We start from the raw sequence: 14,510 nt of genomic DNA on the forward strand, positions 1-14,510 counted from the left end.
AACTCCATCGCGACCAGTGCTTCGGTCTCCGCTTGCTGAATCCGCCCGGAGACCAGAAGCACATCCGTGAGGACGGTCCGCGCCCTGCCCTCGGCACGCGCGTCCCCAGCCGCCAGGGTCGCCGCGCACATCGCTTGCGCGGTCGTCTCGTACTGATGGGAGTTGGCGCCCGACTCGGTGAGATCCTTCGCCGCCCACAGCAGGTCCACGCCCCGTCGGAGCCGCCCGGTCCCCGCCGACTGCCGCACACACGCCAGCAGCGGTGCCGCCTCGCTGTACAGCCAGTCCAGGGCCGCCGTGCCCTCGTCGAAGCGCAGTCCCGGGAACTCCGTGGGCTCCAGGCCGTCCACCAGCCGGTCCCCGGGCCGCTCGATCGCGTAGACGCCCGCCGCGGTCGCCAGATAGAAGTCCAGCAACCGCGACATGGCCGCTTCCCGCTCACTCGGCGGCTGCTCATCCCTCTCCGCGCACGCACGCGCGTAGAGGCGTACCAGGTCGTGGAACCGGTAGCGGCCGGGGGCCGCCGACTCCAGGAGCGAGGTGTCGACGAGGGACTCCAGCAGGTCCTCCGTATCCTCCGCAGGGAGGTTCAGGACCGCCGCGGCCGCCGCCAGTGACATGTCCGGTCCGTCGGCCAGGCCCAGCAGGCGGAACGCCCTCGCCTGGGCCGGCTCCAGCTGGCCGTAGCCGAGTTCGAAGGTGGCCTTCACCGCCAGGTCGCCCGCCTGCAGCTCGTCCAGCCGCCGCCGCTCGTCCGCCAGCTTCGCCGCCAGCACCGACACCGTCCAGGTGCGGCGGGCGGCCAGGCGCGATGCCGCGATCCTGATCGCCAGCGGCAGGAAGCCGCACGCCGCCACCACGTCCAGCGCCGCCTCCCGCTCCGAGGCCACCCGCTCCTCGCCCACGATCTTCGTGAAGAGGGCGAGGGCCTCGTCGGGGGACATCACGTCCAGGTCGACGAGGTGCGCGCCCGCCAGGTCCACCATCCGCACCCGGGAGGTGACCAGGGCCGCGCAGCCCTCCGTGCCCGGCAGCAGCGGCCGTACCTGCGCCGCGTCACGCGCGTTGTCCAGCAGGACCAGCACCCGCCGCCCGTCCAGGACCGAGCGGTACAGCGCCGCCCGTTCCTCCAGGGAGTCGGGGATGGAGGAGTCCGGCGTGCCCAGGGCGCGCAGGAACGAGCCCAGGACCGTCTCCGGTTCCGCCGCCCGCGGCCCGGCGCCCTGCAGGTCCACGTACAGCTGTCCGTCCGGGAAGGCCGCCCGTGCCTGGTGGGCCACGTGCACGGCGAGAGTCGTCTTGCCGACGCCGCCGATCCCCGCCAGCGCCGACACCGCCATCACCCGGCCCTCGGCCGAGGCCAGCACCTCGCTCAGCTCCCCGACGAAGGAGGCCCGGCCCGTGAAGTCGGGTACTGTCGCCGGGAGTTGCGCCGGACGCACCGGCACCACCGCCGGTTCCGCCATCGGGGCGGAGGGTTCCGCGAGCGCGGGGTCCGCCTGCAGGATCCGCTGCTGGAGGTCGCGCAGGCCCGGTCGCGGGTCCACGCCCAGCTCCTCCGCCAGCAGGCGCCGTGTGTCCGCGTACACCGCGAGCGCCTCCGCCTGCCGGCCGCTGCGGTACAGCGCCAGCATCAGCAGCTCGCGCAGGCGCTCCCGCAGGGGGTGCGCCGCCGTCAGCGCCGTCAGCTCCGACACCGCCTCCGCGTGGTAGCCCTGCTCCAGGTCCATGTCCAGCCGGGACTCGAGGAGCTGCAGACGCCACTCCTCCAGGCGGACGCGCTGCGCGTCGGCGTACGGTCCCGGCACCCCGGCCAGCGGCTCCCCGTCCCACAGCCCCAGCGCCTGGTTGAGCACCTCCCGCGCATGGCACAGATCCCCGGCGCTGCGCGCCTTCTCCGCGTCCGCCGAAAGATCCTGCGCCACCGCCAGGTCCAGGGCGCCCTCGCGCAGACCGCGGACGGCGTAGCCACCGGACTCGCTCACCAGGACCCCGGGGTCGAGGATCTTGCGCAGCCTCGACGCGTACGTCCGTACCGCCGCCAGCGCCTGCGAGGGCGGCTCGGCGCCCCACAGGGCGTCGATCAGCTCGGCCGCGGTCGCCGTCCTGCCCTCACGCAGCAGCAGGGCGGCGAGCAGAGCGCGCTGCTGAGGGGAGCCGGTGTTGAGGGCCTCCTCGCCGCGCCAGGCGCGCACCGGACCGAGCACGCTGAAGCGCAGCGCCACCGGCTCCTGAGAGGAGCCGGGGCGCCGCTGCTCCGGTACCCGCGGTACACCGTCCATGCCCGTCCCCCTAGACATCCCGAACCACTCCGTCAGTCTGCCTTGTCCACGGCGGATGCGTCAGCCGTGCGAGACGGCGATCACAGGGCGGCGCACGGGAGTCCACAAGGCCCTCACAGGCTCTCCGCACAGTTCCGCACAGACCCCGTCATCACCGGCGCCCGCAGGAGAGCTGACGGGTCGTCAGATCAGCGCTACCGTGAGCGCCATGGAAACCCGGACAGAACTGCCCCGGATCATCTCCGTCGACGACCACACCGTTGAGCCCGCGAACGTCTGGCAGGACCGGCTCCCCAGGAAGTTCCGGGACACCGGACCCCGTATCGTCCGTGCCCCCCTGAAGGAAATGACCTTCCTCGGCGGGCGGTTCAAGCCGGTCATGGGCAGGAAGGGCGACGAGGGCCCGGTCGGCGACTGGTGGGTCTACGAGGACCTGCACCGGCCCCTCACCCGCCTCGACACCGCCGTCGGCTACAGCAGGGACGAGATCAAGCTGGAAGTCATCACGTACGAGCAGATGCGGCCCGGCTCGTACGACGTGCCGCAACGGCTCGCCGACATGGACGTGAACCACGTCCAGTCCGCCCTCTGCTTCCCGACCTTCCCCCGCTTCTGCGGCCAGACCTTCACCGAGGCCAAGGACCGCGAGCTGGGCCTCCTTTGCGTCCAGGCCTACAACGACTGGATGGTGGAGGAGTGGTGCGGGCCGCAGGCGCGGGGGCGGCTCATACCGCTCGCCCTCATACCCCTGTGGGACGCCCGCCTCGCCGCGGCCGAGGTCCGCCGCAACGCCGCCCGTGGCGTGCGCGCCGTCGCCTTCTCCGAGATACCCCCGCACCTCGGCCTCCCCTCCGTCCACACCGACGACTGGGACCCGTTCCTCGCCGCGTGCGACGAGACCGGCACGGTCGTCGCCATGCACATCGGCTCCAGCAGCCGTATGCCCTCCACCTCCGCCGACGCACCGCCCGCCGTCGGCTCCACCATCACCTTCGCCAACTGCTGCTTCTCGATGGTCGACTGGCTGATGAGCGGGAAGTTCGAGCGCTTCCCCAACCTCAGGATCATGTACGCCGAGGGACAGATCGGCTGGATCCCGTACATCCTCGAACGCGCCGACGTGGTGTGGGAGGAGAACCGCGCCTGGGGCGGGGTCGCCGACAAGGTCACCCGGCCGCCCTCCGAGCTCTTCGCCGAGCACGTCCACGGCTGCTTCTTCGACGACGCCTTCGGCTTGCGCAGCCTCGACGCCATCGGGGTCGGCAACGTGCTCTACGAGACCGACTACCCCCACTCCGACTCCACCTGGCCGAAGTCGAAGGAGGTCGGCGAGGCCCAGATGGGGCACCTGGCGCCGGACGTCGTCGAGCGGCTCGTGCGCGGGAACGCCATCGAGCTGCTGGGGCTCGGCCGGAGTGGGCTCTGGGAGGGTCCCAGGTGAGCATCGCGTACGGCATCCAGCTGCCCGTCCAGTCCCAGAGCACCATCTACGCCGAGGACTGGGAGGCCGGCGCGGGCCCGGCCGACCTCGTCGAGATCGCCCGTACCGCCGAGCGCGCGGGGTTCGAGTACATCGCCTGCTGCGACCACGTCGCCATCCCGCGCCGGCTGGCCGCGGCCATGAGCACAGTCTGGTACGACCCCGTCGCCACCCTCGCCCACCTCGCCGCGGTCACCGGACGCGTCCGGCTGCTCAGCCATGTCGCCGTCGTCGGGCTCCGGCACCCGCTCCTCACCGCCAAGCAGTACGCCACCCTCGACCACCTCTCCGGCGGCCGGCTGATCCTCGGGGTCGGCGCCGGACACGTGGAGGAGGAGTTCACGGCCCTGGGGGCGGACTTCCGCAACCGCGGGTCCGTGCTCGACGAGCAGATCGACGCGTTGCGGGCCGCGCTCGGACCCGAGGAGTTCCCCGAGCACCACGGCAAGGTGTACGACTTCGAGGGGCTCGGACAGCGGCCCCGGCCCGCCCAGGCCCGCGTCCCTCTCTGGGTCGGCGGGTCCTCGCCGGCCGCCGTGCGCCGGGCCGCGCTCAAGGGTGACGGCTGGCTGCCGCAGGGGGACCCGCGGGACCGGCTGCCCGCCCAGATCGCCCGGATCCGGGAACTCCGCGAGCGCGCGGGCATCGAGGCGCCCCTCACCATCGGCGCCATCAGCGAGCCCCTGTACGTCGGGACGCCCGCCTGGGACGTCGGCCGCCGCACCCTCACCGGTGCCCCCGAGGCCCTCGCCGAGTCGCTGCGCGCCTACCGGGACATGGGCGTGCACCAGATCCAGGTGCGGTTCCGCTGCCGCGGACGCGCCGAGCTCACCGACCAGATGACCGCCTTCGGGGCCGAGGTCGCCCCCGGGCTCGACCGAGGCTGAGGAGTGGACATGGGCAAGCTGGACGGGCGCGTCGTGATCGTCACCGGTGCGGCGCGCGGGCAGGGCGAGCAGGAGGCGCGGCTCTTCGCCGGGGAGGGCGCGCGGGTCGTCGTGGCCGATGTGCTGGACGACCAGGGCGAGGACCTCGCCAAGGAGCTCGGCGCGCTGTACGTCCACCTCGACGTGAGCAGCGAGACCGAATGGCGGGACGCCCTCGCGGCCGTACGGCGGGCGTACGGGCGCGTCGACGGGCTCGTCAACAACGCCGGCATCCTGCGGTTCAACTCCCTCGTGGACACGCCCCTCGACGAGTTCATGCAGGTCGTGCAGGTCAACCAGGTCGGCTGCTTCCTCGGTATGAAGACGGTCGCGCCGGAGATGGCCGACGGGGGCACGATCGTCAACACCGCCTCGTACACCGCGCTGACCGGGATGGCCGCCGTGGGGACGTACGCGGCGACCAAGCACGCCGTCCTGGGCCTGACCCGGGTCGCCGCCCTGGAACTGGCCGGCCGGAGGATACGGGTCAACGCCATCTGTCCGGGCGCCATCGACACCGCGATGTCCAACCCGTCCCGCCTGGACCCGGACGCGGATCCCGCGGAGATGACCCGGGCCCTGGACGAGCTGTACCGCAAGCTCGTGCCGCTCGGCCGGATCGGACGGCCGGAGGAGGTGGCCAGGCTGGCCCTCTTCCTCACCTCGGACGACTCCTCCTACATCACCGGGCAGCCGTTCGTGATCGACGGCGGATGGCTGGCCGGCGTCAGCGTGATCTGACCGATCGTCAGCTATTGACGGTGCACCCCCGCGGTGCCACAGTCAGGCGCTAGTTGAATCTGACGGAGCGTCAGATAAAGCGGAGACGCAGGGACGGTGAACCGCCTTGGAATTCGGGCTCTTTGTACAGGGATACGTGGGCAAGCGAGCCGAGACCGACCCGCTGGCCGAGCACAAGGCACTGATGGAGGAGACCGAGTACGTCATCCAGGCGGACAAGTCCGGCTTCAAGTACGCCTGGGCGTCCGAGCACCACTTCCTGGACGAGTACTCGCACCTCTCCGCCAACGACGTCTTCCTCGGCTACCTCGCCCACGCGACGGAGCGGATCCACCTCGGCTCGGGGATCTTCAACCCCCTCGCCCAGGTCAACCACCCGGTGAAGGTGGCCGAGAAGGTCGCCATGCTCGACCACCTCAGCGGCAACCGCTTCGAGTTCGGCAGCGGGCGCGGGGCCGGCAGCCACGAGATCCTCGGCTTCCTGCCGGGCGTGACCGACATGAACTACACCAAGGAGATCTGGGAAGAGACCATCGCCGAGTTCCCCAGGATGTGGCTCCAGGACGAGTACGCCGGCTTCCAGGGCAAGCACTGGCAGCTGCCGCCCAGGAAGGTCCTGCCCAAGCCGTACGGGAAGTCGCACCCGGCGATGTGGTACGCGGCCGGTTCGCCGCCCTCGTACGCCATGGCCGCCCGCAAGGGCCTCGGCGTGCTCGGCTTCAGCATCCAGAAGGTCTCCGACATGGAGTGGGTGCTGGAGCAGTACAAGACGGCGATCGTGAACGCGGAACCCGTCGGGGACTTCGTGAACGACAACGTGATGGTGACGACAACGGCGATCTGCGCGCCGACGCACGACGAGGCGATCCGGATCGCGGCCAACGGGGGGCTGCACTACCTGCCCTCGCTGGTCTTCCGGTACCACGACACCTTCCCGCGGCCCGAGGGCTTCCCGGTCTGGCCGGAGACCCTCCCCGAGTACACCCCCGAGTTCGTCGAACTCCTCGTCGAGGAGGAGCTGCTGATCTGCGGCGACCCGGACGAGGTGCGGCGCCAGTGCAAGCGGTGGGAGCAGGCGGGCGCCGACCAGCTGAGCTTCGGGCTGCCGGTGGGGGTGCCGAAGGAGGAGACGCTGCAGACGATCCGCCTCATCGGCGAGCACGTGATCCCCGAGATCGACACGGATCCTGTCCATCGGACGACGCGGTTCCGCCAGGCCGCGTGAGGGGGCCGCAAGCATGCTCGACCATCTGATCAAGGGCGCGACCGTCGTCGACGGGACGGGCGCGCCCGCGTTCACCGCCGACGTCGGCGTACGGGACGGCCGTATCGCCGCCGTCGGCCAGGTCACCGAGGAGTCCCGGACCAGCGAGGACGCCACCGGGCTCGTCCTCGCCCCGGGCTTCGTCGACCCGCACACCCACTACGACGCCCAGCTCTTCTGGGACCCGTACGCGACCCCGTCCCTCAACCACGGCGTCACGACGGTCGCGGCCGGCAACTGCGGGTTCACCCTCGCCCCGCTGAACCCGGCCCGCCCCGAGGACGCCGACTACACCCGCCGCATGATGTCCAAGGTGGAGGGCATGTCCCTCGTCGCCCTGGAGGACGGCGCGCCCTGGAACTGGCACACCTTCGGGGAGTACCTGGACGCGCTGGAGGGCCGGATCGCCGTCAACGCGGGCTTCATGGTCGGGCACTGCGCGCTGCGGCGGTACGTGATGGGCCCGGACGCGGTGGGCGGACAGCCGACGCCGGAGCAGCTCGCGCAGATGCTCCGGCTCTTCCACGAGGCGATGGACGCGGGCGCGTGGGGCTTGTCCACCACCCAGTCCACCACCCACTCGGACGGCGACGGGCAGCCGGTGGCGTCCCGGCACGCGCTCCCCGCCGAGCTGCTGGCCCTGTCGAAGGCCGTCGGGGAACACGAGGGCACCCAGATCGAGGCCATCGTCGCGGGCTGCCTGGACCAGTTCAGCGACGACGAGATCGACCTGTTCGTGGAGATGAGCGCGGCGGCCGGACGCCCCCTGAACTGGAACGTCCTGACGGTCGACGCGGCGGTTCCCGAGCGGGTGCCCAGGCAGCTGACGGCGAGCGAGCGGGCGCGGAAGGCGGGCGGCCGGATCGTCGCGCTCACCATGCCGATCCTCACGCCGATGAACATGTCGCTCGGCACGTTCTGCGCGCTCAACCTCATCCCCGGGTGGGGGCCGGTCCTCGGCCTCCCCGTACCGGAGCGGATCGCGAAGCTCCGTGACCCGGAGGTGCGCGCGGAGATGCTCCGGCGCGCGCAGTCGAAGGAGGCGGGCGTCTTCCGGCGGCTGGCGAACTTCGGCCGGTACGTCATCGGCGACACGTACAGCGAGGCGAACGCCGGGCTGACCGGCCGGGTGGTCCGTGACATCGCGGAGGAACGGGGCCTGGACCCCTTCGCCTGCCTGGTGGAGATCTGCGCGGCCGACGACCTCCGTACGGTCCTGTGGCCCATGCCGACCGACAACGACCCGGCGTCCTGGGCGCTCAGGGCGGAGACCTGGCAGCACGAGGACGTCATGCTCGGCGGCTCGGACGCGGGCGCGCACCTGGACCGCATGTGCGGAGCCCCGTACACCACCCGCTTCATCGGCGACTGCCTGCGCGGACGCAAGCTGCTCGGTCTGGAGCAGGCGGTGAAGATGCTGACCTGCGACCCGGCACGGCTCTTCGGCCTGCGGGAGCGGGGGCGGATACGGGAGGGCTGGCATGCGGACCTGGTCCTGTTCGACCCGGACCGGATCGACGCCGGCCAGGCCACCCTGGTGCACGACCTGCCGGGTGACAGCCCGCGGCTGGACTCCAGGGCGATCGGGGTGCGGGCCGTGTGGGTCAACGGAGTCGAGGCGATCCGGGACGACGTGGTGAGCGGGGCCGTACCCGGAAGGGTGCTGCGCTCCGGACGCGACACGAGGACGGTGAGCACCAGGTGAGCGCCTCGCCCGACGGACAGCGGCTGTTCGTCGGCGGTGCCTGGGCGGAACCGGAGTCCGGCCACTACGAGGTCGTGGACCCGGCGACCGAGGAGACCGTCGGCCGGGCCCCGGAGGCCTCGCGGCATCAGGTGCGCGCGGCCTGCGCCGCGGCCCGCGAGGCCTTCGGTCCGTGGTCCCGGAAGTCACCGGAGGAACGGGCGGCCGTCCTCGGGCGGGCCGCGGACATCATCCGCGGCCACCTGGTCCCGTATGCCGAGCTGGCCCGGGCGGAGACCGGCGCCACCACCGGGACGGCCCGCGCGATGCAGGTGGGGGTGGCGGCGGCCCGGTTCCGCCGCTACGCGCGCGTCGAACCCGCCGAGTGGGCGATCCCGCCGCAGGTCAACGAGGCGGGCCCGATGGGGAAGGCGGGCGTGATGGGCGCGCTGGCCGTCCGCCAGCCCGTCGGCGTCGTCACCTGCGTCACCTCCTACAACAACCCGTGGGCCAACCCCGCCGGAAAGGTCGCCCCGGCCCTGGCGATGGGCAACACGGTGGTCGTGAAGCCGGCCCCGCAGGACCCGCTGTCCGTCTACCGGATGGCCGAGGCGCTGGAGGCGGCGGGCGCCCCGCCCGGGGTGGTGAACGTGGTCTCCGGCCGGGCGGTGGAGGTCGGCGAGGAGGCCGTGGCGTCCCCCGACGTCGACATGGTGAGCTTCACCGGCTCCACCGTGGTGGGGCAGCGCATCGCCGAGGTGTGCGGCCGGCGGATGAAGCGGCAGCTGATGGAGCTGGGCGGCAAGGGCGCCGCGCTGGTCTTCGACGACGCGGACATCGGCTCGGCGGTCGCGGGGATCGGGACGACCTTCTCCTTCTACAGCGGCCAGATCTGCACGGCGCCGACGCGGGTGCTGGCGCAGCGCGGCGTGTACGACCGGCTGGTCGAGCAACTGGCCCTGTACGCGGGCCGGTTGAAGGTGGGCAATCCGAGGGAGCCGGACACGGTCGTGGGCCCGGTGATCTCGGCGGAACACCGTGACCGGATCGAGTCGTACGTCGAACTCGCCCGGAAGGAGGGCGCGACGGTGGTGACGGGCGGTGAACGCCCGCCCCACGACCGGGGCTTCTACGTCTCGCCCACCCTCCTCGCCGACTGCACGAACGACATGCGGGTCTCCCGCGAGGAGATCTTCGGCCCGGTGGTGTCCGTGATCCCCTTCGACGAGGAGGAAGAGGGCGTGTCCCTCGCCAACGACTCCGACTACGGCCTGATCGACTACGTCTGGTCCGGTGACGTGGCCAGGGCGTTCCGCGTCGCGCGGACGCTGCGCGCCGGCGGGGTCGGGATCAACACCGTCGGCCGCAACATGGAGGCGCCGTTCGGGGGCTTCAAGAAGAGCGGGGTCGGCCGGGACGTGGGCGTCTACGCCCTGCACGCGTACAGCGAGGTGCAGGCGATCGTCTGGCCCGGCTGACGCTCACCCCGCCAGGTCCACCCGCACGGTCAGCAGGTCGGTCCCCAGCACCCGCACCGCCGCGCTGTTCAGCCGGGGCAGGCTGCGCAGGCGGGCCACGGCGTCGTCCCCGGGCAGGAGATGCGCCGTGCCCTCGTGCCAGCGGCCCCGGACCCGGACGCGTACCGCGGGGTCGGCCTGGATGTTGCGGACGTACTGCGACCTCGTGCCGAACTCCGAGACCAGCCAGAACGAGTCGCCGATCCGGCGTCCGCCCACCGGGGTCCGGCGGGGCAGCCCGGACCTGCGGCCGGTGGTCTCCAGAACCGTCTGGAGCGGGATCCGGCGCAGCACCGGGTTGCCGATGTGGCGCTGGAAGCGGGTGACGACCCGGTGCTTCAGTTCGGTGCGGCGGGACATACGGCGGAACCTCTTCATGGCGGGGCGGTTCGGTCGATGGCAAGGTACGCCCATGAGTGTCGTCGCAGCCGAGCCCGTCCGCACCTCCAGGCTGGACCTGCTGCCGCTGCTCGTCGAGCACGCCGAGGAGATGGCCCAGGTGCTGTCCGACCCGGCTCTGCACACCTTCGTCGGAGGCGCCCCGGACACCTCGCAGTCCCTGCGCGCACGCTACGAGCGCCTCACCGCCGGCTCCCCCGACCCCGCCGTCACCTGGCTGAACTGGGTGATCCGGCTGCGCGAGGAGGACCGCCTGACGGGCACGGTCCAGGCGACGATCGGCCCGTCCGACGGCGGCCGGGCCGCCGAGATCGCCTGGGTGGTCGGCACCCCCTGGCAGGGCCGCGGCATCGCCTCGGAGTCGGCCCGTGCCCTCACCGGCTGGCTGGCCCGGCAGGAGGTGACCGCTGTCGTGGCCCACATCCATCCGGATCACCACGCGTCCGCTGCCGTCGCCGCCACGGCCGGGCTCACGCCCACCGAGGAGTGGCAGGACGGCGAGGTCAGGTGGCGCCGGGTCATCGGCTGAGAAGCACGGGGACCTGGTGACGCCTGCGCGTCAGCGCCGCTCACCGGATGTTTTCGCAGGTTACGGGCGAAGGGCGATAAAATTGCCCAGATCGGTGGCCTGGCTTCCTGACCTGGGCCGCCGCTCGACCTGTGTGACCTTGGGGAGCGGGGAGCGGCACGGTGGCGAGGTCTCCTGAGGAGCGCGGAGTCCCGCACAGCGCTGGTGCGCGGGGCAGGTTGCTGCCCGTGCTGCCTGCTCTGCTGCTGATCATCGGCCTGATCGTCGGCCTCTTCACACCCCGAGACGTCAGACCGGATGCCTTCCTCGCCACGGCCATGGTCTCTGCCGCCGCGCTGCTGCCCCTGTGGGGGACCGTGCTCATCGGAGTGGGCGCGTGCGCCGTCTTTGTCGGCCTGATGGTGGACTTCGACGCGCTGCGGGATGCGACCGCCTACTCTGAGCTGGCCACCCTCGTGGCGATCGCGGCATTCGCCGTCTTCTTCAACCGCCTGCTGGGCCGGCGCGCCCATCAGCTGGTTCAGGTCCGCTCAGTGGCCGAGACCGCCCAGCTGGCGGTGCTGCACCCGGTACCGCGACACCTCGGGCACGTCACGCTCGAAAGCCTGTACCTGGCCGCTGCGGCGGAAGCCCGGATCGGCGGCGACCTGTACGAGGCGATACACACCCCGCACGGCGTACGGCTGCTCATCGGCGATGTACGCGGCAAGGGCCTGCTCGCGATCCAGACGGCCGCGACACTGCTCAGCGCCTTCCGCGAGGCCGCCCACGACGCGCCCGACCTGCCCCACCTCGCGCGCCGCCTGGAGACGAGCATGAGCCGCCACGCCTCCCAGTACCCGGGGCTCCCGGGCTCGGAGGTCGCCGAACGTTTCATCACCGCGCTCCTCGCCGAGATCCCGGACGACGAACCGGTCGTCCGGACCGTCACCTGCGGCCACCCGCCCCCGTTGCTGCTGCACCGCGGCGAGGTCCGGGAGCTGCAGCCCGCAGCTCCCTCGCCGCCGCTCAACCTGGGCATGCTGGTGGGCGACGGGTACCACGTCGACCTCGCCCCCTTCCACCCCGGAGACCAGCTGCTGCTGTACACCGACGGGGTCACCGAGACCCGCGACCGCTCCGGCGTCTTCTACCCTCTCGCCGAACGCATCCGCTCATGGAGCGGAGAGACGCCCCACCAGCTCCTCGACCATCTCCACCACGACCTGATCGCCTACAGCGGCGGTGAGCTCGACGACGACATCGCTGCCCTCGTCGCCCGGCGGCGCCTGAGCCTGTGATCCTGGGACGGGGCTCTGACCTGCGCAGGTCTCAGGCGCCGGAACTCGTTCGAGACGCCTGAGGACGTCGAGGAGGCTCCGGTACCTCTCCAGCAGGGACTCGGCGTCGAGGCGGACCGGCCGGCCGTTGGTCCCGTTGGAGGAGGCCGAGCCCGCCAGGAAGGCGTTCGGCGACCTGACGGAGGGGGACGGGAGGCACTCGTGGCCATCGGCCGCGACCCGGCGGTGGGCCGCGAGATCCCCGAGCTGTCTCTCCGGGTGCCGGTCACTGTTCCCGGCTCAGTCACCCGCCACGCCCCTGGCGATGGCCGAGGAAGATCGGATTCGTGAAGGCCGCCGGCGCCCCCGGCACCGGCCCCGCCGCCGTCTCGTGCCGCAACTCCGCCCGTACGTAGGCCGCGTACGCCGCAGTCGTACGCCACTCGACCACCCCCGAGCCGGTCACCGGCAGGGGATCGCTCGTGAACAGCACCCCCTGGTCGGTCACCAGGCGGACCGTGCAGCGCGGGGTCCCCGAGGCCTCCAGGCGTACGGTCACCGGCGCGTCCGGGGCCGAAGCCAGCCGCTCGCCGATCCCCGCGCGCTCGCCGTTCCCGTCCGTCGCGGTGAAGTCCAGGGCGACGCTCGCCGACTCGGCCACGTACGCCCGGCCCGCGCGCAGACCCGCCAGGATCGCCTCCCGCGTCAGGTCGTCGGCCAGGACGACCGTCTGGGGCAGGCCGACCACGTCGGGGTCGCGATGGGTGTCGCTGTTGCCCATCGCCGGGAGCCAGTCCACCGGCCCTTGGCGCACCGAGGCCACCAGCCGCGCGTCCCAGGCCGCCAGAGCCACCTCGTCGTCCGGGGTGTAGGGGCCGTTCCACACCTCCACCGCGTCCGCCTGCGCGAAGCCGAACTTCCAGGCACAGCCGACACAGGTGGCGTGCGGATGGGCGGGGACCACCAGGCCTTCGGAGCGGTGGACCGTCCGGGCGAAGCGGGGCCAGTGGCCGTCCCGCGCCCGGTAGCGCCAGTCGACGAAGGTGCCGGGGTCCGTGCCCAGGGCCAGCACGTGCCCGTTTCTCGTCGTCACCTCCTCGCCCAGCAGCACCAGCAGGTCGTCACCGGCCGCGTCCGCCCAGTGCGCGTGTGCCGCGTGCGTGTTGTGGTCGGACGAATTGACGAAGTCCAGGCCGGCCGCGCGTGCGAGCGCGGCGATCTCCGCCGGGGTGCGGCGGCCGTCGGAGTGCCAGGAGTGCAGGTGGCAGTCGCCCCGGTACCAGGCCCGGCCCCGGCCCGCGGCGCGGGTGGGCGGGTACACCGGCGGCACGGTGGTGCCCGGCTCCCCGTGGGTGAGCGTGACCGTCAGCTCGTAGTCCAGTCCCTGCGGCGCCACCGTGTAGGGGCCGAGGACGACGTGCCAGGTGCCCTCCCGCAGCGGGCCGGGGACATAGCCGGGCGTCGCCCCGTCGGCGCGGACGAAGAACTCGGTGCGGGCGCCGCCCGACCAGCCCCGGAAGCCCTCGCCGCCCAGCTCGGTGCCGCGTTCGTCGAAGAGTCCGATGTCGAGGGCGTTACCCGGGGTGCCGGGCGGGACGGTCGGCCTGTCGTAGGTGTAGGAGACCCTGAACTCGCTTACGCCGGGCGGTACTTCGACGGGCACGTAGACGTAGTCCGGGGAGCCGGGCGGCAGGGTGCCGCGTATCGTCCTCACCTTTCCAACGTAGCCGCGGCGGACGGTCCCGTCATCGGCGCGCGACGGGCGCCGGTGACGGGCGCCAGGGATGCTGACCGGTTGGTATGGACTTCTCGTGCGCGCCTGGGTACACCGGGGGCATGCGAATCGCCGTCACGATCTTCCTCACCGACGAGACCATCACCCCGGTCCGGCTCGCCCGTGAGCTGGAGCAGCGCGGATTCACTGGGCTGTACCTGCCCGAGCACACCCACATCCCCGTCGAGCGGGCCACCCCGTACCCGGCCGGGGGGGCCCCGCCCCCGGGGGGCGGCCCCCCCCGCGCCCCCCCACCGGCCCCGGGGCCGCCCGCCCCCGGCCCCCCCCCGCGGGGGGGGCGCGCGGCGGGGGGGGCGCGGGGCGCCCGCGCGCCCGCACCCACGCCCGCCCCCCCCCCCGCGCGCCGGGGGGCCCGCAGCCCCCCCGCGCTCGACCCCCCCGCCACCGTCCGCGCCACGGACACCTCGTGGCCGGGCCGGTGGACGATCTCGACCGGGTCGCCCTGGCGTATCTCCCCGGGCTCGATCACCCGCAGGTACGCGCCCGGCGTCCCCTTCTCCGTGAAGCGCCTCACCCACCGCTCCTCACCCAGATGGCCCTGGAAGGTGCGGCAGGGAATGCGGCCGGAGGTGACCTCCAGGACCAGGTCGGTGCCCACGCGCCAGCGCTCGCCGATCCGGGCGCCGCAGACGTC

The 14,510-nt window shown here is 72.6% G+C and carries 11 protein-coding genes and 2 pseudogenes; 9 read left to right on the plus strand and 4 right to left on the minus strand.

What is annotated here, in order from left to right:
• A partial coding sequence (locus ACFW2E_RS24390) for a BTAD domain-containing putative transcriptional regulator (RefSeq protein WP_384469204.1) occupies positions 1–2,282 on the minus strand: 2,282 nt, incomplete at its 3' end.
• 208 nt (positions 2,283–2,490) lie between these two features.
• Here ACFW2E_RS24390 and ACFW2E_RS24395 point away from each other — a divergent pair.
• The 6 genes from ACFW2E_RS24395 to ACFW2E_RS24420 all read left to right on the plus strand — a co-directional run bounded on the left by ACFW2E_RS24395 (position 2,491) and on the right by ACFW2E_RS24420 (position 9,855).
• Positions 2,491–3,723 (plus strand): amidohydrolase family protein, encoded by a 1,233-nt coding sequence (locus ACFW2E_RS24395; protein ID WP_384469205.1) that lies wholly within the window; start codon positions 2,491–2,493, stop codon positions 3,721–3,723.
• Between the two features lie 2 nt (positions 3,724–3,725).
• Positions 3,726–4,649 (plus strand): LLM class F420-dependent oxidoreductase, encoded by a 924-nt coding sequence (locus ACFW2E_RS24400; RefSeq protein ID WP_384469213.1) that lies wholly within the window; start codon positions 3,726–3,728, stop codon positions 4,647–4,649.
• Between the two features lie 9 nt (positions 4,650–4,658).
• A complete protein-coding gene (locus tag ACFW2E_RS24405; protein WP_384469206.1) occupies positions 4,659–5,429 on the plus strand; it encodes an SDR family NAD(P)-dependent oxidoreductase in 771 nt (256 codons plus the stop codon).
• Between the two features lie 106 nt (positions 5,430–5,535).
• Positions 5,536–6,654, plus strand: coding sequence for an LLM class flavin-dependent oxidoreductase (locus ACFW2E_RS24410; protein WP_384469207.1), 1,119 nt, complete (start codon positions 5,536–5,538; stop codon positions 6,652–6,654).
• A gap of 13 nt (positions 6,655–6,667) precedes the next feature.
• Positions 6,668–8,398, plus strand: coding sequence for an amidohydrolase family protein (locus ACFW2E_RS24415; RefSeq protein WP_384469208.1), 1,731 nt, complete (start codon positions 6,668–6,670; stop codon positions 8,396–8,398).
• Positions 8,395–9,855: an aldehyde dehydrogenase family protein gene (locus ACFW2E_RS24420; RefSeq protein ID WP_384469209.1), complete on the plus strand. Its 1,461-nt coding sequence runs from the start codon at positions 8,395–8,397 to the stop codon at positions 9,853–9,855. Before ACFW2E_RS24415 ends, ACFW2E_RS24420 begins: the two co-directional genes overlap by 4 nt.
• Before the next feature lie 3 nt (positions 9,856–9,858).
• On the opposite strand, the gene ACFW2E_RS24425 is transcribed toward ACFW2E_RS24420, so the two are convergent.
• On the minus strand, positions 9,859–10,254 hold the full coding sequence (locus ACFW2E_RS24425) for a nitroreductase/quinone reductase family protein (RefSeq protein ID WP_384469210.1): 396 nt from the start codon (positions 10,252–10,254) through the stop codon (positions 9,859–9,861).
• A gap of 52 nt (positions 10,255–10,306) precedes the next feature.
• On the opposite strand from ACFW2E_RS24425, the gene ACFW2E_RS24430 reads away from it, so the two are divergent.
• Together ACFW2E_RS24430 and ACFW2E_RS24435 are read left to right on the plus strand one after the other, a co-directional pair.
• On the plus strand, positions 10,307–10,822 hold the full coding sequence (locus ACFW2E_RS24430; protein ID WP_384469211.1) for a GNAT family N-acetyltransferase: 516 nt from the start codon (positions 10,307–10,309) through the stop codon (positions 10,820–10,822).
• 161 nt (positions 10,823–10,983) lie between these two features.
• Positions 10,984–12,102 carry a PP2C family protein-serine/threonine phosphatase gene (locus tag ACFW2E_RS24435; protein WP_384469212.1) on the plus strand — a complete coding sequence of 373 codons (1,119 nt, stop codon included), beginning with the start codon at positions 10,984–10,986 and terminating at the stop codon, positions 12,100–12,102.
• Positions 12,103–12,385: 283 nt separating this feature from the next.
• Here the strand turns inward: ACFW2E_RS24435 and ACFW2E_RS24440 are convergent, their stop codons facing one another.
• Positions 12,386–13,867 (minus strand): CehA/McbA family metallohydrolase, encoded by a 1,482-nt coding sequence (locus tag ACFW2E_RS24440; protein ID WP_384469214.1) that lies wholly within the window; start codon positions 13,865–13,867, stop codon positions 12,386–12,388.
• Positions 13,868–13,917: 50 nt separating this feature from the next.
• Here ACFW2E_RS24440 and ACFW2E_RS24445 point away from each other — a divergent pair.
• Positions 13,918–14,130 (plus strand): annotated as a pseudogene (locus tag ACFW2E_RS24445) (LLM class F420-dependent oxidoreductase); the annotation flags it as partial.
• Between the two features lie 233 nt (positions 14,131–14,363).
• Here ACFW2E_RS24445 and ACFW2E_RS24450 read toward each other — a convergent pair.
• A pseudogene (locus ACFW2E_RS24450) lies at positions 14,364–14,474 on the minus strand (MOSC domain-containing protein); the annotation flags it as partial.
• Positions 14,475–14,510: the final 36 nt, after the last annotated feature.

The sequence above is a fragment of the Streptomyces sp. NPDC058964 genome (assembly GCF_042741275.1).
GTDB lineage: Bacteria > Actinomycetota > Actinomycetes > Streptomycetales > Streptomycetaceae > Streptomyces.

Excerpts from the sequence above, each read along its gene's own strand:
- ACFW2E_RS24395 (WP_384469205.1), top strand. The coding sequence starts at position 2,491 with ATGGAAACCCGGACAGAACTGCCCCGGATCATCTCCGTCGACGACCAC.
- ACFW2E_RS24405 (WP_384469206.1), top strand. The coding sequence starts at position 4,659 with ATGGGCAAGCTGGACGGGCGCGTCGTGATCGTCACCGGTGCGGCGCGC.
- ACFW2E_RS24415 (WP_384469208.1), top strand. The coding sequence starts at position 6,668 with ATGCTCGACCATCTGATCAAGGGCGCGACCGTCGTCGACGGGACGGGC.
- ACFW2E_RS24425 (WP_384469210.1), bottom strand. The coding sequence starts at position 10,254 with ATGTCCCGCCGCACCGAACTGAAGCACCGGGTCGTCACCCGCTTCCAG.
- ACFW2E_RS24430 (WP_384469211.1), top strand. The coding sequence starts at position 10,307 with ATGAGTGTCGTCGCAGCCGAGCCCGTCCGCACCTCCAGGCTGGACCTG.